At 69.9% G+C, this 22,427-nt stretch carries 19 protein-coding genes; 8 read left to right on the forward strand and 11 right to left on the reverse strand.

Annotated elements, in window-relative coordinates:
* The first annotated feature begins 9 nt into the window (after positions 1–9).
* Complete coding sequence (gene araA / locus FB381_RS07255) at positions 10–1,536, forward strand: L-arabinose isomerase (protein ID WP_211352348.1); 1,527 nt, start codon at positions 10–12, stop codon at positions 1,534–1,536.
* A gap of 208 nt (positions 1,537–1,744) precedes the next feature.
* Positions 1,745–2,482 carry a dienelactone hydrolase family protein gene (locus FB381_RS07260; RefSeq protein ID WP_141779673.1) on the forward strand — a complete coding sequence of 246 codons (738 nt, stop codon included), beginning with the start codon at positions 1,745–1,747 and terminating at the stop codon, positions 2,480–2,482.
* Between the two features lie 18 nt (positions 2,483–2,500).
* Here FB381_RS07260 and FB381_RS07265 read toward each other — a convergent pair whose 3' ends face one another.
* A complete protein-coding gene (locus tag FB381_RS07265) occupies positions 2,501–3,925 on the reverse strand; it encodes an FAD-binding oxidoreductase (protein ID WP_141779674.1) in 1,425 nt (474 codons plus the stop codon).
* Positions 3,926–4,017: 92 nt separating this feature from the next.
* On the opposite strand from FB381_RS07265, the gene FB381_RS07270 reads away from it, so the two are divergent.
* Positions 4,018–5,136 (forward strand): L-talarate/galactarate dehydratase, encoded by a 1,119-nt coding sequence (locus FB381_RS07270; RefSeq protein WP_141779675.1) that lies wholly within the window; start codon positions 4,018–4,020, stop codon positions 5,134–5,136.
* Positions 5,133–5,816, forward strand: coding sequence for a FadR/GntR family transcriptional regulator (locus FB381_RS07275; protein ID WP_211352349.1), 684 nt, complete (start codon positions 5,133–5,135; stop codon positions 5,814–5,816). Before FB381_RS07270 ends, FB381_RS07275 begins: the two co-directional genes overlap by 4 nt.
* Positions 5,817–5,885: 69 nt before the next feature.
* Here the strand turns inward: FB381_RS07275 and FB381_RS07280 are convergent, their stop codons facing one another.
* The 9 genes from FB381_RS07280 to FB381_RS07320 form a co-directional block, all read right to left on the reverse strand.
* On the reverse strand, positions 5,886–6,737 hold the full coding sequence (locus FB381_RS07280) for an NAD-dependent epimerase/dehydratase family protein (RefSeq protein ID WP_141779676.1): 852 nt from the start codon (positions 6,735–6,737) through the stop codon (positions 5,886–5,888).
* A gap of 62 nt (positions 6,738–6,799) precedes the next feature.
* Positions 6,800–7,855 (reverse strand): TRAP transporter substrate-binding protein, encoded by a 1,056-nt coding sequence (locus FB381_RS07285; RefSeq protein WP_141779677.1) that lies wholly within the window; start codon positions 7,853–7,855, stop codon positions 6,800–6,802.
* Between the two features lie 36 nt (positions 7,856–7,891).
* On the reverse strand, positions 7,892–9,187 hold the full coding sequence (locus tag FB381_RS07290; RefSeq protein ID WP_141779678.1) for a TRAP transporter large permease: 1,296 nt from the start codon (positions 9,185–9,187) through the stop codon (positions 7,892–7,894).
* A 24-nt stretch (positions 9,188–9,211) separates the two neighbouring features.
* Positions 9,212–9,721, reverse strand: a complete 510-nt coding sequence (locus tag FB381_RS07295; protein WP_141779679.1) for a TRAP transporter small permease — start codon at positions 9,719–9,721, stop codon at positions 9,212–9,214.
* On the reverse strand, positions 9,718–10,899 hold the full coding sequence (locus FB381_RS07300; RefSeq protein WP_141779680.1) for a hypothetical protein: 1,182 nt from the start codon (positions 10,897–10,899) through the stop codon (positions 9,718–9,720). The genes FB381_RS07295 and FB381_RS07300 overlap by 4 nt, the downstream gene beginning before the upstream one ends.
* Positions 10,900–11,058: 159 nt before the next feature.
* Positions 11,059–12,348 carry a glucarate dehydratase family protein gene (locus tag FB381_RS07305; protein WP_141779681.1) on the reverse strand — a complete coding sequence of 430 codons (1,290 nt, stop codon included), beginning with the start codon at positions 12,346–12,348 and terminating at the stop codon, positions 11,059–11,061.
* A complete protein-coding gene (locus FB381_RS07310) occupies positions 12,345–13,883 on the reverse strand; it encodes a tripartite tricarboxylate transporter permease (RefSeq protein ID WP_141779682.1) in 1,539 nt (512 codons plus the stop codon). Before FB381_RS07310 ends, FB381_RS07305 begins: the two co-directional genes overlap by 4 nt.
* 11 nt (positions 13,884–13,894) lie before the next feature.
* Positions 13,895–14,449 (reverse strand): tripartite tricarboxylate transporter TctB family protein, encoded by a 555-nt coding sequence (locus FB381_RS07315; RefSeq protein ID WP_246087998.1) that lies wholly within the window; start codon positions 14,447–14,449, stop codon positions 13,895–13,897.
* Between the two features lie 48 nt (positions 14,450–14,497).
* Entirely contained in the window at positions 14,498–15,493 is a 996-nt protein-coding gene (locus FB381_RS07320; RefSeq protein WP_141779684.1) for a Bug family tripartite tricarboxylate transporter substrate binding protein, read from the reverse strand.
* A 110-nt stretch (positions 15,494–15,603) separates the two neighbouring features.
* Here FB381_RS07320 and FB381_RS07325 point away from each other — a divergent pair, with 110 nt between their 5' ends.
* On the forward strand, positions 15,604–16,557 hold the full coding sequence (locus FB381_RS07325; RefSeq protein ID WP_246087999.1) for a LysR family transcriptional regulator: 954 nt from the start codon (positions 15,604–15,606) through the stop codon (positions 16,555–16,557).
* Positions 16,558–16,915: 358 nt separating this feature from the next.
* Here FB381_RS07325 and FB381_RS07330 read toward each other — a convergent pair whose 3' ends face one another.
* Positions 16,916–18,088, reverse strand: a complete 1,173-nt coding sequence (locus tag FB381_RS07330; protein WP_246088000.1) for an HNH endonuclease signature motif containing protein — start codon at positions 18,086–18,088, stop codon at positions 16,916–16,918.
* Positions 18,089–18,620: 532 nt separating this feature from the next.
* Between FB381_RS07330 and kdgD the strand changes: the two genes are divergently transcribed.
* From kdgD to FB381_RS07345, 3 genes are read left to right on the forward strand one after another with little or no spacing between them, the layout of a single operon-like run.
* Positions 18,621–19,535, forward strand: coding sequence for a 5-dehydro-4-deoxyglucarate dehydratase (gene kdgD / locus FB381_RS07335; RefSeq protein ID WP_141779685.1), 915 nt, complete (start codon positions 18,621–18,623; stop codon positions 19,533–19,535).
* A gap of 7 nt (positions 19,536–19,542) precedes the next feature.
* Entirely contained in the window at positions 19,543–21,081 is a 1,539-nt protein-coding gene (locus tag FB381_RS07340) for an aldehyde dehydrogenase (NADP(+)) (RefSeq protein ID WP_246088001.1), read from the forward strand.
* The gene (locus FB381_RS07345) at positions 21,078–22,415 is read left to right on the forward strand and encodes an enolase C-terminal domain-like protein (protein ID WP_141779686.1); all 1,338 of its coding nucleotides are present in this window, start codon (positions 21,078–21,080) and stop codon (positions 22,413–22,415) included. Before FB381_RS07340 ends, FB381_RS07345 begins: the two co-directional genes overlap by 4 nt.
* The last annotated feature ends 12 nt before the right edge of the window (positions 22,416–22,427 follow it).

Consider the following 22,427-nt stretch of genomic DNA (forward strand, 5'->3'; position numbering starts at 1 on the left):
AACCCCCACATGAGCATGCCCACAGCACCGAAACCCTATGGCGACCGCGAGGTCTGGTTCTTCACCGGCAGCCAGGACCTCTACGGCGAGGAGACCCTGCGCCAGGTTGCCGACCAGTCCCAGGAGGTGGCCCGGGCGCTCGGCGCATCGGGTGACGTCCCCGCGAACGTCGTGTGGAAGCCCGTCCTGAAGGACGCAGCGTCCATCCGCCGGGCGATGCTGGAGGCCAACGCCGACGACAACGTCCTCGGTGTCATCACCTGGATGCACACCTTCAGCCCGGCCAAGATGTGGATCGCCGGCCTGGACACGCTGAGGAAGCCGCTGCTGCACCTGCACACCCAGGCCGACGTCGAGCTCCCCTGGTCGGAGATCGACATGGACTTCATGAACCTCAACCAGGCCGCCCACGGTGACCGTGAGTACGCCTACATCGCCACCCGCCTCGGCGTCGCCCGCACGACCGTCGTCGGCCACGTCTCCAACCCGGCCGTCACCCGCCGCGTCGGCACCTGGGTCCGGGGCGCCGCCGGCTGGGCCGCCACCCACGGGCTCAACTTGGTGCGCTTCGGCGACAACATGCGCAACGTCGCGGTCACCGAGGGCGACAAGACCGAGGCCGAGCTGCGCTTCGGCGTCTCGGTCAACACCTGGGGCGTCAACGACCTGGTCTCCGCCGTCGAGGCTGTCGACGAGGCAGCCGTGGACGCGCTCGTCGCCGAGTACGAGGACCTCTACGACGTCGTCCCCGAGCTCCGCCGGGGCGGCGAGCGTCACGACTCGCTGCGCTATGCCGCCCGCCAGGAGATCGCCATGGAGGCGTTCCTGGTGGAGCGCGACGCCAAGGCGTTCACCACCAACTTCGAGGATCTCGGCGGCCTGCGCCAGCTGCCCGGCATCGCCGTGCAGCGGCTGATGGGCAAGGGCTACGGCTTCGGCGCCGAGGGCGACTGGAAGACCGCCGTCCTCGTACGTGCCGCCAAGGTGATGGGGGAGGGCCTGCCCGGCGGCGCCTCCCTGATGGAGGACTACACCTACGACCTCACCCCCGGCGCCGAGGTGATCCTCGGCGCGCACATGCTCGAGATCTGCCCGTCGCTGACCACCTCTCGTCCGAAGGTGGAGATCCACCCGCTCGGGATCGGCGACCGCGAGGACCCGGTGCGGATGGTCTTCGACGCCGACGCCACCGAGGGCGCCGTCGTCGTCTCCCTGGCCGACATGCGTGACCGGTTCCGGCTGACCGCCAACGTCGTCGACGTCGTACGTCCGACCCAGGCGCTGCCCAACCTCCCGGTCGCACGCGCCGTCTGGGCCCCGCGTCCGGACTTCACCACGTCGGCCGAGGCCTGGCTGACCGCCGGCGGCGCCCACCACACGGTGATGTCAACCGCCGCCGGGATCGAGGCCTTCGAGGTCTTCGCAGACATCGCCCGCACCGAGCTGCTGGTCATCGACGAGTCCACGACCCGGCGTGGGTTCGCCGACCAGGTGCGCTGGAACCAGGTGTTCTACCGGGTCGCCCAGGGTCTGTAGCAGCCGCTTCCGCCCGAGGGCTAGGCTCACGGTCATGAACACCGGGACGGCCCTGCGCCACGCACGGATGGGTTACCCCGTCCTCCTCTGAGCGGCGTGCGGGCCGCATCCGGCCCGCCGTTCCAGACAGGGCCGTACGCTGCCGGGCGTGGTCCGCCTCCGTCGTGTTGATCGCATGCTCGAGACATCAACCACGACAGGAGAACCCATGCCCACCACGATGTTGCAGATCCCCACCCCCGACGGCGAGGCTGCCGCCCTGGCCGCCTACCCCGACGACGGCGAACAGCACCCAGGGGTGCTGATGTATGCCGACGCCTTCGGCATCCGGCCCGCGCTGCGCGAGATGGCCCGAGAGCTGGCCGGCCACGGCTACTACGTGCTCGTTCCCCACTTCTTCTACCGGCATGGCCCGGTGCCGGTGGTCGAGCTGCCCGAGCACATCGGAGAAGAGGTGCGGCCCGGGCTCATCGCCCAGCTGATGCCCTTGATCGAGGCGCACACCGTCGAACGTGTGCTGAGCGACGCCGACGCCTATCTCGAGTTCCTCACTGCCCAGCCAGAGGTCGGCGACGGACCCGTCGCCGTGACCGGCTACTGCATCGGCGGGCTCCTGGCGACGCGCACCGCCGCGGCCCACCCCGGCCGGGTGGCCGCGCTCGCCGCGTTCCACGCTCCCGTCGGTGCGGCCGGGCCGGACGCCTTCGCCGAGATCACCGCACAGGTGCTTTTCGGGCACGCCGCGAGCGACCTGAGCAACGATGAGCTCGGCGAGCTCAACCAGGGGCTGGCCGCCGCGAAGGTCGACCACACCTCCGAGATCTATCCCGGCACCGTCCACGGCTTCACCATGTCGGATACCGACGCCTTCGACCCTGTGGGACTGCAGCACCACTGGGACCGCCTGCTTCCACTCCTCGAGCGGAACCTGGCCGGCGCCCGCTGAGCTCCTCGACGGCCGGCCTCATGAACGGCTGGCTTCCCGAACGGGGAAGAGCTTGCGAGGATTCATCACCCCGTCGGGATCGATCGCCTGCTTGACGGCCCGCAGGAGGTCGATCTCGACCCCCGTCTTGTACGCCGCAGCAGCATCCCGCTTGAGCGCACCGATCCCGTGCTCGGCGGAGATGCTGCCGCCGAGCACGGTGACGGCCTCGTAGATCATCCGGGTCAGCGTGGGAGCCGCCCGCCTCAGCGCCGCGTCGTCACCGACCGGGGCGGAGAGGTTGTAGTGCAGGTTGCCGTCCCCGACGTGCCCGTACGTCACCAGCCTCAGCCCCGGCAGCGCGGCGAGCAGTGTCGGGCCGACCTCGGCGACGAACCGGGGCAGAGCCCTGATCGGCACGGTGATGTCGTGCTTGAGGGTCGCGCCCTCGCTCTTCTGGGCCTCCGAGACCCCTTCGCGCAGCGCGCACAGCGACTCGCGCTGGGCGGGGCTGCCGGCGACCACGGCATCGAGCAGAAGCCCCTGCGAAGCGGCGGCCTCGAGGGCCGTCTCGAGCCGCTCGTCGACATCGGTGGAGGTGCCGGCGAGCTCGACGAGCCCGTACCACTCGTGCCGCTGCGAGAACGGGTCACGCAGGGCGGGCAGGTGGGTGAGGACGAGGTCGACGGCTTGGCGGCCGAGCAGCTCCCAGGTGGTCAGCTGGCCGCCGCCGTGCTTGCGCAGGAGGGGCAGGAGCGTGGTCGCCGCCTCGACCGAATCGAGAGCGACGAGGGCCGTCGCGCGTCGCGGGGTCGCGGGCAGCAGTCGGAGCACGGCTGCCGTGACCACCCCGAGGGTGCCCTCGGACCCGATGAAGAGCTGCTTGAGGTCGTAGCCGGTGTTGTCCTTGCGCAGCGGCCGCAGCCCGTCCCAGACGCGGCCGTCGGGGAGCACCACCTTGAGTCCGAGCACGAGCTCGCGCATCATCCCGTAGCGCAGCACCGCGGTGCCGCCGGCGTTGGTCGCGATCGTGCCGCCGATGGTGCACGAGCCCTCCGAGCCGAGCGAGAGCGGGAAGAGCCGCCCGGCGGCCGCGGCGGCCTCTTGCACGGTGGCCAGCGGGGTGCCGGCCTCGACGACAAGGGTGTCGGCGACCGGGTCGACCTCCCGCACGCGCCGCATCCGGCCCAGCGAGAGCACGACCTGGCTGCCGTCGGGGTCGGGCACCCCGCCGCCGACGAGGCCGGTGTTGCCGCCCTGCGGGACGACGCCCACGCCTGCCTCCGCGCAGAGCCGGACGGCCGCGGCCACCTCGGCGGTCGACGCCGGGCGCACCACCGCGAGGGCGCTGCCGGTGAAGCTGCCGGTCCAGTCGGTGACGTACGCCGCCATGTCGGTCGGATCGGTCAGCACGGCGCCCTCGCCGATCGCGGCGCGCAGCTCTGAGAGCAGATCACTGGTCACGCTCTGGACTCCTCGATACTCGTCGGATAGGTTCTCAACTCATCATACAACTGAGCCGATTGCCACTTCTTCCCACCGAGGAGCACCCCGCCATGGCCGACCGCATCACCTCGCTGACCCTCTCCCACGTCGTCCTCCCGCTCGAGAACCCGGTCAGTGACGCCAAGGTGCTCACCGGTCGGCAGAAGCCGCTCACCGAGACCGTGCTGCTCTTCGTCGAGGTGACCACCGAGCAGGGCTTCGAGGGGATGGGCTTCAGCTACTCCAAGCGCGCCGGTGGCCCGGCGCAGTATGCGCATCTCAAGGAGATCGCCCAGGTCGCCATCGGCCAGGACCCTTCCGACATCGCGAGGATCTACGAGTCGTTGATGTGGGCCGGCGCCTCCGTCGGCCGCAGCGGTGTGGCGACTCAGGCGGTGGCCGCTCTCGACGTGGCGCTCTACGACCTCAAGGCTCGCCGCGCCGGCCTGCCGCTGGCCAAGCTGCTCGGCGCTCACCGCGACTCCTGCCGCGTCTACAACACCTCCGGCGGCTTCCTCCAGGCGAGCGTCGAGGAGATCAAGGAGAAGGCGACTGCGTCGCTGGAGTCCGGCATCGGCGGCATCAAGATCAAGGTGGGCCAGCCCGACTGGGCCGAAGATCTGCGCCGGGTCGCCGCGATCCGTGAGCATCTCGGCGAGGTGCCGCTCATGGTCGACGCCAACCAGCAGTGGGACCGGGCCCGCGCCCGCCGGATGTGCCGCGAGCTCGAGCAGTTCGACCTGATCTGGATCGAGGAGCCGCTCGACGCCTGGGACGCGGTCGGTCACGCGGATCTGTCGCGCACCTTCGACACCCCGATCGCCACCGGCGAGATGTTGACCTCGGTGCCGGAGCACATGGCGCTGATCGACGCCGGCTACCGCGGCATCGTGCAGCCCGACGCTCCGCGCATCGGCGGCATCACCCCGTTCCTGAAGTTCGCCACCCTCGCCACCCACGCCGGTCTCGCGCTCGCGCCGCACTACGCGATGGAGATCCACCTGCACCTCGCCGCGACCTACCCGACCGAGCCGTGGGTCGAGCACTTCGAGTGGCTCAACCCGCTCTTCGAGGAGCGCATCGACATCCACGACGGTCGGATGTGGGTGCCCGACCGTCCCGGTCTCGGCTTCACCCTCAGCGACCAGATGCGCAAGCACACCGTGGAGACGGCTAAGTTCACAGCATGACGATCAGTGCCGGGCTCGCCGACCGCGTCGTCTCCGGGATCAAGGACCAGATCCTCGCCGGAGACCTCGCGCCCGGGGCGAAGCTGCCCTCGGAGTCCGACCTGGTCGAGGCCTACGCGGTCTCGCGGACGGTCGCGCGGGAGGCAGTCACACGCCTGCGCGCCGAGGGACTGGTCGAGACGTTCCAGGGGCGCGGCTCGTTCGTGCTCGCGGTGCCGGCCCCGTCGCCGTTCGCGCTGGAGTCCTCGGCGATCCGTACGCAGCGCGACGTGCTCGACATGGTCGACTTCCGGCTCGGCGTCGAGACGGAGGCGGCAGCGCTGGCTGCGGCTCACATCGACGAGGACATGTCGCGCTCGATCGAGGAGGCTCGCCGCGCCCTGGCGACCGCGCACCCGGACGCCGCGGTCGAAGCCGACTTCGCGTTCCACCGCGCCATCGCCGCCGCGACCCGAAACCGTTTCTATCTCGACCTGATGGACTCGCTGGGTCCGATGATGATCATGATGCCGCGCACCCGGTTGGGTGGTGCCCACTCCCACAGCGACGCCCTGCACATCGATCGGGTGCAGCGCGAGCACGACAACATCGCCGCGGCCGTGCTGGCCGGCGACTCGGAGACCGCGCGGGCGGCGATGCGCGTCCATCTCGGCAGCACCCGCAGGCGTCTCCATCCTTGACCGACGCCGACCCCTGCTTTCGCGATCTGACTGACCGGTCAGTCAGATCGCGAAAGCACGGGGCAGCGGCTACTTCATGTGCTGTCCCAGCGGGGTGAGGCAGAACTTTCCACCGGCCAGCCGTTCCTCGAGGCCCTGCGGTTCGTCGTCGACCGCGTCGCCGAGCAGCTCCGCGGCATAGACCTCGGAGTCGTCCTGCGGGTGATAGCCGATCGCCTCGCCGGCCGCCAGCGACCACCAGCTCCGTGTGTTGCGGGAGATGCCCCACACGATCCGGAAGCCGGGCTCGCGAGCCTCGCCACCGTCCGCTTCGGACAGGCAGGCCTCGAAGAGTCGGGCGCCGTCGGCGGGCGACATCCAGGTCCACAGCGAGCGGCGGTCCCACGGCTTCTCGAAGCAGGAGCCGATCCGCAGGCAGGTGACGTCGATCCCGTAGCGGTCGTGGAACAGGCTGCCGAGCCCCTCCATCGCGACCTTGCTGACCCCGTAGTAGGTGTCGGGCCGGGGGAGGCGATCGGCCGGCAGGTCACCGTCGAAGGCGTCGTCCATGCCGTAGAAACCGACCGCGTGGTTGCTCGAGGCCAGCACGACCCGAGGCACCCCGGCGTCCCGGGCTGCCTCCAGCACCACCCGGGTGCCGTCGATGTTGACGGCGAGGATGTCGGCCCACGGAGCCTCGACGCTGATCCCGCCGAGGTGGATGATCGCGTCCACGCCGGCACAGGCCTCGCGCATCGCGACCTCGTCGGTCACCGACGCCTCGACGATCTCGACGGCCTCGCCCGCGGCGGCCGGCTCGGGGCGTACGACGTCGAGCAGCCGCAGCGTGCGGCCCGCACGGGCCAGGCGCGGGCGCATCAGGCGGCCGACGCCGCCGTTGGCACCGGTGATGAGGACGGTCTGGGCGTGGGTGTCGGTCATGGTTCCTTCCGGTTCGGGGCTGGATCTAGGGCTGAGTCGAGGGCTGTGTCGAGGGCTGGGCGTCAGGCCGTACGAAGCTCTTCGACGACGTCGAGATAGTCGCCGAGCTCGGCTCCGTGCTTCTCGATGACCGACGCGGTCGCCTCGCGCCACGGGCCGAGGTCGTCGATCTCGGTCACGTTGACTCCTTCGGCACGGAGCTTCTTCAGGTCGGTGGTCACCTGCGCGTCCCACTTCTCCCGCTGGAACGGCACCGCCTCGTCGGCAGCCTTCTGCAGGATCTCCTGGTCCTCGGTGGGCAGCCCGGCCCAGACGTCCTTGTTGACCACGAGGAGCTCGGCGACCCGCATGTGCTGGTCGAGCGTGAAGTTCTTCGCGACCTCGAAGTGGGAGGCGGAGTAGTAGGACGGCTCGTTGTTCTCGGCACCGTCGAGCAGTCCGCTCTGCAGCGAGCTGTAGACCTCGCCGTAGTCCATCGGGGTGGGCGAGCCGCCCAGCGCCTTGATGAAGTCGATCTGCACCTGCGACTCCTGGATGCGGAACTTGAGGCCCTTGATGTCCGCGGGAGTCTTGACGACCTTCTTGGTGGTGTAGAAGCTGCGGGCGCCGGGGTCGAAGTAGCCGAGCCCCTTGAAGCCGGCGCCGTCGAGCTCGCCGAGCAGCTTCTTGCCGCTCTCGCTCTCCAGGAAGCGCCACAGGTGGTCGGCGTCGTCGAAGAGGTAGGGCAGGCTGAACAGGCCCATCGAGGTGACGAACTCGCTCATCGGCGCCGAGCTGATCCGGGTCATCTCGATCGCACCCATCTGCACCTGCTCGATCGCGTCGGACTCCTCGCCGAGCTGGGCGTTGGCGAAGACCTGGATCTTGATCCGGCCGTCGCTGTACTTCTCGACCAGCTCGGCGAACTTCTTGTCGCCCAGCGTGGTCGGGTAGTCGTCGGGGTGCGTCTCGGCCAGCCGGAAGGTGGTCTTCCCGCCGCCGGCGCCGGCACCGGCGCCGCAGGCGCTGAGCGCGATCCCGCCGGCGACGGCAGCGGCGCCGAAGGCGCCGGCCTTGAACAACGTACGGCGGTCGACCGGTCCGTAGAGGGATCTACCGGGTGTGAGGGTGGTGTTCATCGGGGTTCCTTTCGATGGTGACTACTACGTGGCGCGTCACTGGCCCAGGGCGTCGGGGAGCGCGAGCGAGAAGAACGGGACGTACGTGATCAGCAGCAGGACGATGAGCATCGGGACGAGGAAGAGGCCGACGGTCCTGATGACCTTCTCGATGGACGTACGTCCGATGGCACAGCCGACGAAGAGGACGTTGCCGACCGGCGGGGTGATCAGGCCGATGGCGAGGTTGAAGACGAGCATGATCCCGAACTGCACCGGGTCCATGCCGATGCCGGTGGCGACCGGCAGCAGGATCGGCGTCATGATCACGATCAGCGGCGCCATGTCCATGATCGCCCCGAGCACGAGCAGCAGCAGGTTGACCAGCAGCAGCAGCACGACGATGTTGTCGGAGATGCCCAGCAGCGCGTCGGTGGCCAGCGCCGGCACCTGCAGGAAGGCCAGGAAGTAGCCGAAGGCACCGGCCGCCGCGATGATGAACAGCACCACGCCGAGGGTGCGCAGGGCGCTCTGCAGGATCGGGACCATCGCCTTGATCGGCAGGTCGCGGTAGACGAAGAAGGTCAGCACGAAGGCGTACAGGCAGGCGATCGCCGCCGACTCGGTCGCGGTGAAGACGCCGCTGAGGATGCCGCCCAGGATGATCACCGGCATCAGCAGGCTGAGCAGCCCGTCGGCGACGATCTTGGGGACGTCCTTGAGCGGGACCAGCTCCTCCTTGGGGTAGCCACGCCTGACCGCCAGCACGTAGGCCATCACCATGAGCGCCGCGCCGAGCAGGATCCCGGGCAGGATGCCGGCGGTGAACAGGGCACCGATCGAGACGCCGCCGGCGGCCATCGAGTAGATGATCAGGTTGTGGCTCGGCGGGATCATCACCGCCTGAGTGGCCCCGGAGACGGTGACCGCGACCGCGTAGTCGGTGTCGTAGCCCCGCTTCTTCATCATCGGGATGGTCACCGAGCCGATCGCGGAGACGTCGGCGACCGACGAGCCGGACAGCGCACCGAAGAACGTCGAGGCGCCGATGTTGACCATCCCGAGCCCGCCGCGCACCCAGCCCACGAGCAGGCCGGCCAGTGCGATCAGCCGCCGGGAGATGCCGCCGGCGCCCATGATCTCGCCGCCGAGGATGAAGAACGGGATGGCCAGCAGGGCGAAGGTGTCGAGGCCGGCGACCATCCGCTGGCCGACCGTGGTCAGCGGGATGCCGAGGTAGATCGCCTCGGCGATGGCCGCCAGGGCGAGCGCCAGGGCGACCGGGATCCGGAGGAGGACGAGGGCCGCGAAGCCGCCCAGCAGGATGGCGATGGCAAGTGGATCGACAGGCATGGGCTCCAGCTATCTTTCGGTGGCTCAGTCGGTCTCGGTCGCATCCTCGGGCTCGGCGTACCGCTGGGTGCTGATGCCGAAGGCCTGGAGGAGGGTGTAGAGCGTGAGCATGACGCCGGTGACCGGCATCATCAGGTAGGGGACGCTGCGCGGCAGTCCGGTGCCGGGCAGGGTGGCGTGCCGGGCATCGATCACGAAGCTGGTGCCCTGGACGATCAGGTAGATGCCGAAGCCGAGCACGAGCAGCTGGACCAGGCGGCCGATCCCCGACCGGAACGTCGCCGGGAACCTGTCGACGACGAAGGTGACCGCGATGTGGGCGCCCTCCCGGAAGCCGATCGTGGCGCCGAGGAAGCCGATCCAGACCAGCAGGATCCGTGCGCTCTCCTCGCTCCAGCTGGGCGAGCTGCTGAGCAGCTCGCGGCTGAACACCTGCCACAGCACGATCAGCAGGGTCGCGGTCAGGCACAGCAGGCTGAATGCCTCGAAGGTCGTGTCGAGGGCGCGCCAGGCGCGCTTGAGCGTGCGGGTCATCCCACCCTCCTCTGAGGTGTTCTGGTGGCCTCGGCGAGCAGGTGCTGCCGGTCGGGGCCGGCGAGACCGAGGTGGTAGAGGTGCAGCTCACCGATGCCGGCGCCGACCAGCGAGTCGAGATGGGCCGCGAAGGCGTCGTCGCCGGTGGGCGGTAGGACGGTGACGTACGCCGCGGCGACCGCGCGGCCGGCGACCGTGTCGGCCAGCCGGCGCCCGGTCTCCACCGAGGCCTCGGTCGTCGGCCAGCAGGCGGCGATCACCACGTCGACGTCGTCGGGCGCGGTCGGGGTGAGGCCCGGGTTGGCGCCGGTGGCCCAGGGGTCGGGCTGGGCGTGGAGGGCGATGTCGACATCGGGGGAGACCTCGCGCACGGCCGCGATCACCCCGTGGCGGAGCTGGTCGGCGGCGTCGTGGCGCGAGGCGAGGATCGTGGCGAGGGTCGCCGTGGGCATCTCGTCGCCGCCGGTCGCGGCGCGGAGGGCGGCGACGGTGGCCTCCGCATCGAGCCCGCGCGCGGCCCAGTCCGCGCGGCAGCCGTCGCAGCAGCAGATCGAGAGCAGCTGCTGGGTGGCGGCGTCGTAGGCGCCGTCGGTCTTCTCGTGGTGGCCACCGTGGGCGAACCCGAGCTGACCGCACGCCTCGAGGATCACCGTCGAGGCCGGGGTGCCGCGCACGGCCTCGGCCGCCAGCGTCTCGGCGTAGCGCCGCACGTCGTCGTGGCGTGCGCACAGGGCATAGGGGTAGGGCTCGTCGAAGCAGTTGCGCACCGCGAGCTTGGGGTGGTCCTGGCCGAGGCGGCTGGAGTGGGTCAGCACGATCCACGCGGCCACCTCGATGCCGGCGCCGCTGATGATCCCCGCGGCCTCGCCGAAGGGGTCGGCCAACGCAGCGCCGTTCTCGCGGACCCAGTCGGCAGCCGCCGGCACCAACCGAGCTCCGTTCCAGGCCTCGATGCGCACCGGGCGGTAGAGCGCGGCGCTGCGGGCCTCGACGATCCGGTGCTCCGGATGGAGCGGGGTCGCGGCGCGGGTGGTGTGGTACGCCGCCGCGAGGGCGACCTTCGAGACCCCGAGGGCTCGCGCCCGGTCGACGAACGTGGGATCGCCGATCACGTCCCAGGGGTAGGCATACCCGACGACCGGCACTGTCCCGGTCGGGTCCGGCTCGGTCTGGGTCACGGGGTCTGCTCCTGCCAGGCGAAGTTCCGTGGGCGGGGCCGAATGTGGCCCCGATCACAGGAGACTGTCAGGATGTGCGATTCGTGTCCAAGCCACATATCGCATCAGGCAATACCGTGAGGGCATCGACGCCGGGCGAGCGCAGCGAGCGCCCCGAGGTCACCAGCGTGCGGTGTTCGGAGTGAAGTCGGGCACCACCGAGCGCATGTAGACCGTGTCCTCACGGCGGCGGACGCCGCAGCTGAGGTAGCGCTCGTGCAGCTCGCCGAGCAGGTCCCGATCGAGCTCCACGCCCAGCCCGGGCCCGGTCGGCACCGCGACGGAGCCGTCGGTGAAGTCGAGCACCCCGGGGCGTACGACGTCCTGGGCCATTCCCGAACAGGTCTTCCACGGGTAGTGGGTGTCGCAGGCGTAGGTCAGGTTGGGGGTGGCGGCGGCGAGGTGGACCATCGCGGCCAGCGAGACGCCGAGATGGGAGTTGCTGTGCATCGAGAGGCCCATCCCGAAGGTCTCGGTGATGCCGGCCAGCAGCGCCGAGCGGCGCAGACCACCCCACAGGTGATGGTCGGAGAGCACGATCTGCACGGCGTCGGCCGCGACCGCCGGCGCGAGATGCTCGAAGGCGATCACGCACATGTTGGTCGCCAACGGCACGTCGGTGCTGGCCGCGACCCGCGCCATCGCGTCGATCCCGGGGGTGGGGTCCTCGAGATACTCCACGACCCCGGCCAGGCGCTCGGCCACCCTGATCGATGTCTCCGGCGTCCAGGCGCCGTTGGGGTCGAGCCGCAGCGGCAGCCCGGGGAAGGCCGTACGCAGTGCCTCGATCGCCGCGCACTCCTCCTCGGGCGGGAACACCCCACCCTTCAGCTTGAGCGAGCCGAAGCCCCAGCCGTCGACCATCCGCTTCGCCTGGGCGACGATCTGGTCGGGGTTCAGGGCCTCGCCCCACTCGTCGGGCCCGTTGTCGGTGGAGCCCGGATGGCCCGCCCACTTGTAGAACAGGTAGCCGCTGAACGGCACCCGGTCGCGCACGGCGCCGCCGAGCAGGTCGCTCACCGGCCGGTCGGCCTCGCGGGCGACCAGGTCGAGGCAGGCGACCTCGAACGGGGAGTAGACGGTGTCGACGGCCGAGTCGACGTCGAGCATGCCGCCGAAGGATGCGCCGGCCCCGCCGGTCTCCTTGCCGAGCACGTCGGCGACGAGCCGGTAGAGACCATGGGTGTCATAGGGGTCGTGGCCGGGCAGCACGTCGGCGACCGCCTCGAGCCGGGCGAGATGGGTCTCGTCGGCGTAGGTCTCGCCGAGCCCGACCAGGCCGGAGTCGGTATGCAGCTCGAGGATCGCGCGCAGGGCCCACGGCTGGTGCACGCCGACCACGTTGAGCAGTGGCGGGTCGGCGAAGGCGACGGGGGTGAGGACGACACGGGAGATGCGGTTGATCGTCATACCTTGACCTCGGAGTCGCTGTCGGAGTCGTGATCGGAGTCGGCCCCGGTGGCCGTCCGGCGGCGGGCGAGGTAGGCCTTGAGCGCGGGCCAGAGCGCGACCAGGACGAAGGCGGCCATGATCGTGCCCGAGATGGGCCGGGTGAAGAAGCCGGAGGGGTCGCCGTCGAAGATCAGCATCGAGCGCCGCACGCTGGACTCCACGATCGAGCCCAGCACGAAGGCGAGCACCAGCGGGCCGGGCTCGAAACCGGTCTTCTTCATCAGGTAGCCGATCAGGCCGAAGACGATCATCACGAAGATGTCGAAGACGGAGTTGTTGATCGTGTAGACACCCAGGATCGTGATCAGCGCGGTGATCGGCGCCAGGATCGCCGGACGCACCCGCAGGATCCGCACGAAGATGCCGACCAGCGGGATGCTGAGCGCGAGCAGGATCAGGTTGCCGATGTACATCGAGTTGATGACGCCCCAGAACAGGTCGGGGCGCTCCTCGACCAGCTGCGGCCCGGGCGAGATGCCCAGGATGAGCAGGGCGCCGAAGAGCATCGCCATCGACGCGTTGGCCGGGATGCCGAGGGTCAGCAGCGGGATGAAGGAGGAGGTGGCGGCCGCGTTGTTGGCGGTCTCGGGGGCGGCGACGCCTTCGACCGCACCGCGCCCGAAGCGCTCGGGGTGCTTCGAGATCCGCTTCTCCGCCGCGTACGCCGACAGCGAGGCCATCACGGCGCCGCCTCCGGGCAGCACGCCCAGCACGAAGCCGATCACCGAGCCACGGCCGATGGCGCCCGAGGACTGCTTGAGGTCCTTGCGAGAGGGCCAGATGTTGGCCACCGCGGCAGGAACGTGCGGCTTCCCGTGGCGCTCCTCGAGGTTGTAGAGGATCTCGCCGACGCCGAAGAGACCCATCGCGACGACCACGAAGTCGATGCCGTCGGTCAGCTGCAGGTTGCCGAAGGTGAACCGCTCGGCGCCGCTGAAGCTGTCGCGGCCGATCGTGGCCAGCAGCAGGCCGACGGCGGCGGCGACCATGGCCTTGAGCTTGTTGCCGTTGCCGATGGTCGCGACCAACAGCACGCCGAGGAGTGCCAGCGCGGCGTACTCCGGCGGGCCGAAGTCGAGCGCCCAGCCGGCGATCAGCGGGGCGAGCAGGGTGAGGCCGAGGATCGAGACGGTCGCGCCGACGAAGGAGCCGATCGCGGCCACCCCGAGCGCGGTGCCGGCGCGGCCCTGTTTCGCGAGGGCGAAGCCGTCGAAGACCGTGACCACCGAGGATGCCTCGCCCGGGAGCCGGAGCAGCACGGAGGTGATGGTGCCGCCGTACTGCGCGCCGTAGTAGATGCCGGCCAGCATGATGATCGCCGAGACCGGGTCGATGCTGTAGGTGATCGGCAGCAGGATCGCGATCGTGGCCGCCGGACCGAGCCCGGGGAGCACGCCGATGAGCATGCCGATCAGCACGCCGACCAGGCAGTAGAGCAGATTCTGGGGTTCGGTGACGAGCGAGAAGCCGTCGAGGAATGCGTTGACGTCCATGGGGGATCCGCTCAGAACAGGTGGGGCAGCGGGATGCGCAGCCCGTAGAGGAACAGGAAGTAGAACGCGGCGACAGTGACCACGGAGGTGATGATCGTGCTGCGCCAGGACTCGCCGCCGAGCCACCTCAGCCAGATCACGCACAGCAGCAGCGACGGGATCTCGAAGCCGACCGCGGGCATCAGCACGCCGAGGCCGACGAAGGTGGCCAGCCCGACCACGGGCAGCATGCTGGAGCGGGTGAACGCCTCGCTGTCGCTCAGGTTGCGGCCGACCATGAGCAGCCCGAGCGCCAGCAGGGTGATGGCCATGCTGACCACGAACGGCCACAGGCCAGGGCCAGGCTGGCGCGGCGAGCCGAGGCCGTAGCCGTAGGCGAGCACCGCGCCACCGATACCGACGACGAGAGCGACGAGCGCACCCACGATCTGGTACGCCGGGCCACCCGCCGGAGGGCGTTCGTCCTCCAGGTCGTGGGCCACCTCGGCCCGGATCTCGGCCAGGATGTCCTGGCCTTCGGTGTCATCGGTGCCGGGATCAGGCGTAGGGGTGCGTTCGTCGCTCATCGTCATCCTGTCGTCCTTCGTACGCTCGCGTGCGCGGGTCAGCGGGGGTCAGCTGGCGCCGAGGTCGAGGTCGTACTTCTCGACCAGGTCGGCGAACCGCTTCCTGTCCTTCTCGAGCTGGTCGACCACCTCGTCGCCGGAGAGCTCCATCGGCGTCAGGCTGTTCTGCTTGTTGAAGTCCTGGTAGGCCTTGGTCTCGAACGTCGCCTCCATCGCTTCGGTGACGGTGTCCTTGACCTCGTCCGGGGTGCCCTTCGGCACGGTCATGAAGCGATACTGCGCGACCTCCACGTCGAGACCCTGCTCCTGGGCGGTCGGCACGTCCGGCAGGTATTCCACCCGCTCGGGGCCGAAGACGCTCAGCGGAGTCAGCTTGCCCGACTCGATGTTCTCGATCGCCTCGCCGACCTGGAGGCAGGCGGTGTCGACCTGGTTGCCGAGCACGGCCGTCAGGGCCGGGGCGCCGCCGTCGAACGGCACCGCCTCGGCGTCGGCTCCGGCCGAGGCGTACGTCAGGCCGCAGGAGACCTGGGCGCCGGTGCCGACGCCCGTGGTGCCGTAGGTCAGCTTCTTCTTCGCCTTCTTGATGTCGTCGAGCGAGGTGATGCCGCTCTTGGGGCCGGTGACCATGACGTAGTCGTCGCGGGAGACACCTTTGATGACGTCGAAGTCGTCGAGATCGGTCACCTCGTCCTTGCTGACCGCGAGCGGGGTGATCGCGAAGAGGGAGGCGTTCTGGATCGCGATGGTCTGGCCGTCGGCCTTGGCCTTGGAGACCTTGTTGGCGGCGAGCGCACCGTTGGCGCCCTCCTGGTTGATGACCGGGAAGGAGGCACCGAGCTCGTCGGAGAGGCCCTTGGAGACCGCGCGGCTGATCAGGTCGCTCGACCCGCCGGGGGAGGCTCCGACGTACATCTCGACGTTGCCGGACGGGTACTTCTCCTCGCCGCTGCTGCCGCCCGCAGTGTTGGAGACGCCGCAGGCCGAGAGGGCCAGAGCCGCGACGCCGGCGGTCGCGACGAGAAGGGGAGTGGTCGTGCGCATCGTTGCTCCTTGGTCCTGGTGGCCGCGCTCGCTCGACATGATGAGGACGCGGCGTCGTGTGACCCCCGACACTAGGAGCCTTGTCGATACCGGTCCAAGGCCGTTTCAGCATGGAGTGTTCCACCTGGCGCATCGTCGTCTACTGTGGCCGGATGATCACGCTCGACCAGGTGCGTTCGTTCGTAGCGGTCGCCGAGGAGCTCCACTTCGGCCGCGCAGCAGAGCGGCTGCGGATGACGCAGCCTCCGCTCTCCCGCCAGATCCAGAAGCTGGAGAAGGCCGTCGGCGCCCAGCTCCTCGAACGCGACAACCGCCGGGTCGCCCTGACCGGCGCCGGCGCGGCCTTCCTCGACGAGGCCTACCGGATGCTCAACCTGGTCGAGAGCGCCGGCGACCTGGCCCGCCGTGTCGATGCCGGTGCCGCCGGGATGGTCCGGCTCGGCTTCACCGCGGTCTCGGCGATCTCGCTCCTCGGCCCGCTGCTGCGCCGGCTCACCGCCGAGCTCCCCGACGTGGAGGTGCGCCTCTCCGAGCGGGTCACCCTCGCCCAGGTCGACGGCATCCGCCACGGCGAGCTCGACATCGGCCTCGCCCGACCGCCCTTCGACACCGAGCTGCTCTCCTCCCGCGTCGTCTCCCGCGAGCCCCTGATGGCCGTGCTCCCGCACGACCACCCGCTCGCCGAGCTCGACCGCCCCCTGACGCCGCAAGACTTCGAGGGCCAGGTCGTCATCGGCTACCACCCGCAGCAGTCGCGCTACTTCCACGAGCTCACCGTGCGTTTCCTCGCCAACGCCCACCCCCGCATCGAGCAGCGAGTCCACCAGGTGCTCACCGCCATGCTCCTCGTCTCCGCCGACCGAGGCATCGGCTTCGTCCCCGCCTCCGCCGCCTCCCTCCACGTCGAAGACGTCGTCCTCCGTCCCCTCGAGCACGGCGGCGGCGACACGCGCCTCGACAAAGACCCCGAACGTCCCGTCGAGCTCCACGCGATCTGGGCGCGTGGTTCGGTGAGTCCGGTCGTACGGAGGGTGCTGGATGTGATCGTCGAGATGAACCGTTAGTTGGGGTGCTGAGGGGCCTTGGGGTGAATCGGCGTTGCTGTGCTTGGGCTGCGGGCTTGTTGCTGCGGTGTCGGTGTTTGCCGCCGACCCGTACGCGGAGGGTGTTCACGCCGGCACCCGGAGTAAAGGACGGCCTGCGGCCGCCGGCTTCGCCGGTCGCCTTCGGCGATCCTTGACACCGGGCACCGCCGAGAAATTTTGGCTGTCTATCGGGTCGGCGGCAGGGGTCTGGCACGCCACATTCGGGTTGAGTGCCGGGTCGAGAATGGGGGCAGGTCTAGCTGCCCGCAGGGGTGGTCGCGGGGCGCTGTACTAGACGATGACGCTTTGTGAATCGCTCACAAGCGGACCGCCCGACTCAGGGGCGTCGGGTGAACCGGACCGTGCCGTCGGGTAACCGTTCGTGCGTGAAACCGGGGGCGTGCGCCAGGCGATGGTGATGGGGACACAGCAGGATCCCGTCTTTCAGGTCTGTCTTCCCGCCGAGCGACCACGGTGTCAGGTGGTGGGCGTCGCACCACTCTGGTGGCATGTCACAGCCCTCGGCTTGGCAGCACTTCTGCTGCAACCGGAGTGCTTTGCGCTGAATGGGCTGGAAGAACCTGCTCGAACGGCCCGCATCGAGAACCTGGCCGTCGGTGCCGAGGACCCAGGGGATGATCGTCGCGTTGCAGGCCATCTTTCGGGCCTCGGTGGCGCTGATCGTGGTGCCGTTCGCCTCGTCAGACCCCAGGATGGCGGTGCCGAGCTCCTTGCGGAGGGCATCGAGTGAGATCACGACGTTGATGGTGGTTGCGTCGCCGCCGTGGCGGGGCAGGGCGTCGGGGTCGATGGTCTCGAGCAGGCGGGCGAAGCCCTGTCCCATCAGCCGCTCCCACGGCGGCAACGGGGCACCCTTCTCGACGAGTTGTTGCTTACGTGGTTGTGCCCAGGCCTCGACATGGGTCTTGAACCTCATCCCCAGCGCGACCGGCAGGACACCGTCGAAGCCAACGGTGCCGTCGTGGTTGTCCCAAACACGGAGTGCGGTCTTTTGCTGAGCGCGTTCTTCTTCGGCGAGGAGGGCTTTGGCTTCGGCGTCTTCGAATCGGGCCGGGTCGATCTCGACCAGGATCCGCTTCCCAACAATCCGCAGCTCGTTGGCAGTCAGACGGGTGGCGTAGTCGACCAGGAGCTTCTCGGCGAGCAGCAGGTCTTCGGTGCTTGCGGCGGGGTTGGTCTCGATTGCGTTCAGGGCCTTGCTGATGGCGCGGGCTTTGTCACGGGAGACCACGCCATCGGCGAGGCCGGCTGCGAGCAGCTCGTGCTTGGACACGGCGGCCGCGAGCTTGAGCTGCGCACGGGCGGCCGACTTGTCGACGAACAGCTCGGCTCGCATCCAAGCGGAGGCATCCTTGTCGCCGGCCTCAGCGGCGATGTCACCGGCCGAGGCGAGCACCCGCAGCTCGAGCGCAGCTTGCTGTGCTTTCAAGGTTTCGAGCCGTGCGAGGACGTCCTTCTTCTGACTGGTGCGCCAGTAGGCAGGGTCCATCGCGAGCAGGTCACCGAGGGAGGTTTCGACGGCAGCGAGAGCAGTCGCAACCGGGTCGCCGGGGCTGGTTCCCCAGTGGTCGACGTGGTTCTAGACGCTCATTGCTGACCTCCTCTCAAAGGCGCCTTCGGATACCCTCCATTTTACTCTTTACTGACCAGTAACGCCACCTATTCTCCCAGGTCAAACCACCTTTTCGCGGCAGCGAGCCAACAGTTAAGCCTCCCGGCCACACTGGTGCCGCCGCCCCGATAATCAGCCAAATCTTTTCTCGATCTGGTCCGGAGTCCAGGACCGCGAAGCGGCCGGCGAAGCCGGCGGCCGCAGGCCGTCCTTGACGCCGGACCAGATCGAGAAGACCGTCAAGGAAAGGGTCGGCGGCACACACCACCCCGAACCACATCCCCCAAGAAGCAACCCCCTTGATGCCCCCAACGCATCACGAGATTCAAATTCGGCCTTGGACAGGCATCACAGAACGTTCCTACCGTGATGGCACCACCTTGCCTGACAAGACTGAAGGACGTGACTCGTGACCGAGTACAGCCCGACCGACCTGGCCGCCCAGCTGAAGAGCGGGCTCCTCTCGTTCCCTGTCACCCATTTCACCGATGATCTCCAGTTCGACGAGGAGGGCTACCGCAAGCACCTGAGCTGGCTGGCGGAGTATCCGGTGGCGGGGCTGTTCGCGGCCGGTGGCACGGGGGAGGGCTTCTCGCTGAGCCCGGAGGAGACCGACAGGGTCGTCCGGGCAGCGGTCGACGAGGTCGCCGGAGCGGTCCCGGTGCTGGCGCCGGCGACGGGCAGCACCGCAAATGCGATCGCGCAGGCGAAGGCGGCGGAGGCGGCGGGTGCCGACGGGCTGCTGCTGATGCCGCCCTATCTCACCGAGGCGGGTCAGGCAGGTCTGGTCGAGCACGCGAGCCGGGTGTGCGAGGCGACCGGCCTCGGCGTGATCGTCTACAGCCGCGCCAACGCGGTGCTCCGCGACGATGCGGTGGCCGAGCTCGCCGAGCGCAACCCCACACTGATCGGCTTCAAGGACGGCGTCGGCAACATCGAGCAGATGACGCGCATCTACGCCCGCGTCGGCGACCGGCTCACCTACGTCGGCGGCCTCCCGACGGCCGAGACGTTCGCGCTGCCGCTGCTCCAGCTCGGCGTGAGCACCTACTCCTCGGCCCTGTTCAACTTCGCACCCCAGTGGGCGATCGAGTTCTACGACGCCGTACGCGCCCAGGACCGCGACGAGGTCTACCGTCGCCTCAACGAGTTCGTGATCCCCTACCTCGACATCCGCGACCGTACGGCCGGCTATGCCGTCTCGATCGTCAAGGCCGGCCTGGCCGCGATCGGCCGGCCCGCCGGCCCCGTACGACCTCCGCTGACCGACCTGCGTGACGACGAGCTCGCCGAGCTGAGCGACCTGATCGCCCGGATCTCCTGACCACGCCGTGACCGAGAACGACCCGAAAGGACAGGGCATGCCCTACCGCTCGATCATCGCCGGCGCGGACTCCGCGCAGGCCGATGTCGCCGCCGCGACCAGCGCCGCGACCGAGGCCTTCGCCGGCTTCCGCGCCACATCCCCCGAGGCACGGGCCGACTTCCTCGACGCCGTCGCCGCCGAGATCGAGGCGGCGCGCGCCGAGATCGTGGAGGCGGCAGTCGCCGAGTCGCACCTGCCCGAGGGCCGGATCAGCGGCGAGGTCGGCCGCACCACCGGCCAGCTGAAGATGTTCGCCGGCGTTGTACGCCGGGGCGACCATCTCGGCGTACGCATCGATCCCGCGCTCCCCGAGCGCACCCCGCTCCCGCGCGCAGACATCCGCCAGCGTCAGATCCCGCTCGGCCCGGTCGCCGTCTTCGGCGCCAGCAACTTCCCGCTCGCCTTCTCCACGGCGGGCGGAGACACCGTCTCCGCGCTCGCCGCCGGCTGCCCGGTGGTCGTCAAGGGCCACCCGGCCCACCCGCTCACCGGCTACCTGGTCGCCCAGGCCGTCACCCGCGCCGTCGAGAAGGCCGGCCTGCACGCCGGCACCTTCTCCTTCCTCCTCGACACCGACCCCGCGGCCGGCCCGCAGACCGGCATCGAGCTCGGCCAGAGCCTGGTGACCGACCCGCGGATCAAGGCCGTCGGCTTCACCGGCTCCCGCGGCGGCGGCCTCGCGATCGCCGCGGCCGCGGCGGCTCGCCCCGAGCCGATCCCGGTCTACGCCGAGATGTCGTCGATCAACCCCGTCGTCATCCTCCCCGGCGCCCTCGCGACGGGCGACACGGATGCCCTCGCCACGGCGTACGTCGGCTCGCTGACCCTCGGCTCCGGCCAGTTCTGCACCAACCCCGGCCTGCTCTTCCTGCCGAGGAGCGAGGCGGGCGACGCCTTCCTTGCCGCAGCCGGCCGGGCCACCGCCGAGGCCGTCGGCGCGACCATGCTCACCGAGGGGATCGCGCAGGCCTACGAGGCAGGCACCGAGAAGCTGCGCTCCACCGACGGCGTCTCCGTCGTCGGCCAGGGCACCGCCGGCGACACCGACGCCCCCGCACCCCAGCTCGTCGAGGCCGCCCGCCTCGCCGGCGTGACCGACGAGGTCTTCGGCGCCTCCGGCGTCGTGGTGCGCTACGACTCGATCGACGAGCTGCTGCCCAGCCTCGACTCCCTCGAGGGTCAGCTCACCGCGACCGTGCACGCCACCGACGCCGACAACGAGGCCGCCGCGCAGGTCGTCTCCGCGCTCGAGCTCAAGGCCGGCCGCATCCTCTTCAACGGCTGGCCCACGGGCGTCGAGGTCGGCCACGCGATGGTGCACGGAGGCCCGTTCCCGGCCACCTCCAACTCGCTGACCACCTCTGTCGGCAGCCTCGCGATCGAGCGGTTCCAGCGCCCGGTCGCCTACCAGGACGTGCCGGCCGCGATCCTCCCCGAGGCCGTGCGCGACGACAACCCGTGGCACCTCGCCCGCCGTATCGACGGCGAGCTGCAGCTGCCATGAGCACCTCGAACGCTGCGCCCACCATCAGCAAGGTCGAGGTCGTCCCGGTCGCGGGCCACGACTCGATGCTGCTCAACCTCAGCGGCGCGCACGCCCCGTTCTTCACCCGCAACATCGCGATCCTCACCGACTCCGAGGGTCGCGAGGGCGTGGGCGAGGTGCCCGGCGGCGAGCCGATCCGCCGCACCATCGAGGAGGCCGCCGAGCTCCTCGTCGGCCGGCCCGTCACCCGCTACCGCAGCCTCCTGCGGCAGGTCTCCACGCGCTTCGCCGACCGCGATGCCGGCGGCCGTGGCGCCCAGACCTTCGACCTGCGTACGACCGTGCACGCCGTCACCGCGCTCGAGTCGGCGCTCCTCGATCTCGCAGGTCAGGCCCAAGGTGTGCCGGTCGCCGAGCTGCTCGGGGAGGGGCAGCAGCGCGACTCCGTGCCGATGCTCGGCTACCTCTTCTACGTCGGCGACCCGGGCCGGACCGACCTGCCCTACCTCCGAGAGCCCGCGGCTGCCGACGAGTGGGAACGCCTCCGCCGAGAGGTCGCGCTGACCCCCGAGGCCGTCGTACGCCTCGCCGAGGCCGCCCAGGCCCGCTACGGCTTCCACGACTTCAAGCTCAAGGGCGGCGTGCTCCCCGGAGAGGAGGAGGTGGCCGCGGTCACCGCGCTCCACGAGCGCTTCCCCGACGCCCGGATCACCCTCGACCCCAACGGCGGCTGGCCGCTGGCCGACGCGATCCGCCTCCTCGAGGGCAAGGACGACGTGCTCGCCTACGCCGAGGACCCGTGCGGCGCCGAGGGCGGTTACTCGGGCCGCGAGGTCATGGCCGAGTTCAAGCGCGCCACCGGGCTGCGCACGGCGACCAACATGATCGCCACCGACTGGCGCCAGCTCGCCCACGCGATCCGCACCGACGCCGTCGACATCCCTCTCGCAGACCCGCACTTCTGGACCATGTCCGGATCCGTACGCGTCGCTCAGCTGTGCCACGACTTCGGGCTCACCTGGGGCTCCCACTCCAACAACCACTTCGACGTCTCGCTGGCCATGTTCACCCAGGTCGGCGCCGCCGCGCCGGGGGAGATCACCGCCCTCGACACCCACTGGATCTGGCAGGACGGCCAGGGCCTGACCGAGGCCCCTCTGCAGATCCGCGACGGCGCCATCGAGGTGCCGACCACGCCAGGCCTGGGCGTACGCCTCGACCGCGACCGCCTCGCCGCCGCCCACGAGCTCTACCTCGAGCACGGCCTCGGCACCCGCGACGACGGCGTCGCGATGCAGTATCTGGTGCCTGGATGGACCTTCGACCCCAAACGCCCCTGCCTGGTCCGTTGACCGCGCCCCCGA

The organism is Nocardioides albertanoniae, from assembly GCF_006716315.1.
In the GTDB taxonomy this organism is placed as follows: domain Bacteria; phylum Actinomycetota; class Actinomycetes; order Propionibacteriales; family Nocardioidaceae; genus Nocardioides; species Nocardioides albertanoniae.